The 1,927-nt window shown below is 40.6% G+C and carries 3 protein-coding genes (1 of these 3 cut by a window edge); all 3 read left to right on the top strand.

Annotated elements, in window-relative coordinates; all coding sequences use genetic code 11:
- A protein-coding gene (locus Q0X72_RS13790) for a D-2-hydroxyacid dehydrogenase (RefSeq protein ID WP_297766594.1) crosses the window boundary here: on the top strand, window positions 1-568 show its 3' portion. Its footprint begins 371 nt before the window's first position; only the last 568 of its 939 coding nucleotides appear in the window; its start codon lies beyond the left edge, outside the window; it ends in the stop codon at window positions 566-568.
- A 58-nt stretch (window positions 569-626) separates the two neighbouring features.
- A complete protein-coding gene (locus tag Q0X72_RS13785; RefSeq protein ID WP_297766591.1) occupies window positions 627-1,262 on the top strand; it encodes a DUF937 domain-containing protein in 636 nt (211 codons plus the stop codon).
- Between the two features lie 93 nt (window positions 1,263-1,355).
- Window positions 1,356-1,811 carry a DUF6146 family protein gene (locus Q0X72_RS13780; RefSeq protein ID WP_297766588.1) on the top strand — a complete coding sequence of 152 codons (456 nt, stop codon included), beginning with the start codon at window positions 1,356-1,358 and terminating at the stop codon, window positions 1,809-1,811.
- Window positions 1,812-1,927: the final 116 nt, after the last annotated feature.

The following is a 1,927-nucleotide window of genomic DNA, read 5'->3' as shown; positions in this document are numbered from 1 at the left end:
TAGAAATTTTAAGGGCTTAAAAAAGAATTATGGGAGAGGAACCGAGTTAAGGGGTAAAACACTTGGGGTCCTTGGTTTTGGAAGAATAGGACAGGCTACTGCAAAAATTGCCCTAGGGATCGGGATGAAAGTTATCTTTTATGATCCGTTTATAGAAGAGGCCAAAATAGATCTGGCATTTTTTGATGGCCAGTCATTGTCCTTTTCCCTGAAGAATAGCACTAAAGAAGAAATTTTAAAAACTTCCGATTTTATTACCCTGCATGTCCCTGCTCAGAAGGAATATGTTATTGGAAAACGAGAATTGGAGATGATGAAACAAGGAGTTGGCCTTGTCAATGCAGCTCGAGGTGGAGTGATAGACGAAGTGGCTCTGGTTGATGCTATAGACCAGGGTAAAGTAGCCTTTGCAGGCTTAGATGTATTTGAATCAGAGCCCGTTCCGGAGATCAGGATCTTAATGCATCCGAAGATATCATTATCTCCTCATATTGGAGCGGCTACAGATGAAGCACAAGACAGGATCGGGACCGAACTGGCAGAACAAATTATCAGCCTGTTAAAATAAGACGGTATAAAAGCAAATAATAACCTATATTAATTCAATACGAACAAATTCAAAACATATGTCAGGATTATTAGATTTACTAAGCGGCCCAATGGGCAAACAATTAATTAGCGGGGTTGCCGGACAAACCGGTCAGCCAGAAGATAAAACAGCCGATGTTTTAAGTATGGCCATGCCTCTTTTACTCGGGGCAATGAAAAAAAATACATCCGATCCTAAAAATGCGGCTGGACTTATGAACGCTTTGTCTTCCAAACATAATGGGAGTATTTTAGATAATTTAGGAGGCCTTTTCCAGGGAGGTGTAAATAATGATGTTATTAATGACGGAGCAGGTATCCTGGGCCATGTATTGGGCAACAAACAAGCAACGGTTGAAAATGCAATTAGTCAGAAATCTGGCGTAGATGCCGGTAGCGTTGCTCAGATTTTGAAAATTGCAGCGCCTATAGTTATGGGCTTTCTGGGCAGACAAAAAGCACAAGGTAATGTAAGTGATGCCAACGGACTTAGTTCGCTTTTAGGATCAATGTTGGGAGGGCAACCACAGAAAAATCAGAGCCTTATCACGAGTCTTCTTGATGCCGACGGAGACGGAAGTGTATTAGACGACGTGGCAGGTATGGTCTTGGGATCTAAAGAAAAAAAAGGTGGCGGCCTGGGAGGTATGCTAAGTGGCCTATTTGGTAAATAACAGACAACATCTTTAACGATTTTTAACTGAACCGTCCGGACAACCCAGACGGTTTTTTTGTATCTTAAGAATACTATGAAAAATATAAGAAACATGTCAACAGAACGCATCATCTTTTTAGTGGCTTTCTGCGCTTCTCTCTTCTTTTTAGGGTGTGTTGGCACGAAAACTACACTTGATATCTCAGACAAGGAAAAGCAGGCCTTTGCAACTAAGGTGGCTGATACGGTAGAAATTTCGAACCCGGAATCGGATTATGAGATCATTATTATTGAACCTGGCTTTAATACGTGGTTACAGTCAGTTGCGCGTCCTGAGGGCTATTACTCACAAAGTTTTCTTGAGAACAGGAACCAGGTGTACGTTATTGCGTGGAATAATAGAGTATTGAATCCCTACCAATACGATCCACTATTGTATATGCTTCCTATCAATTACGATCCCATGGTAGATTATGGTTATGAAGTAAACTACAAACTATATAATTACTTTATTTACTTTCAACGCAGGTATAATCAACGACTGAGTCTCTTTGTTCCTAGAATCTAAATGAGTAACTTTGGCGCCTTTAAAAGCACATGAAAGAACGCTTAAAAGAACGCTGGGGGATACAGAATAATTGGCAATTACTGGTCATTTTTTGGGTCTTCGCTATTACGGGTTCT

It is taken from the genome of uncultured Muriicola sp. (assembly GCF_947258935.1).
Classification (GTDB): Bacteria; Bacteroidota; Bacteroidia; order Flavobacteriales; family Flavobacteriaceae; genus Muriicola.
Note: the sequence above shows the minus strand (reverse complement) of the source record. Positions and strands in the feature narration are given on the sequence as shown.

Coding starts and splice junctions, on each gene's coding strand:
- Q0X72_RS13785 (WP_297766591.1), top strand. CDS start 627: ATGTCAGGATTATTAGATTTACTAAGCGGCCCAATGGGCAAACAATTA.
- Q0X72_RS13780 (WP_297766588.1), top strand. CDS start 1,356: ATGTCAACAGAACGCATCATCTTTTTAGTGGCTTTCTGCGCTTCTCTC.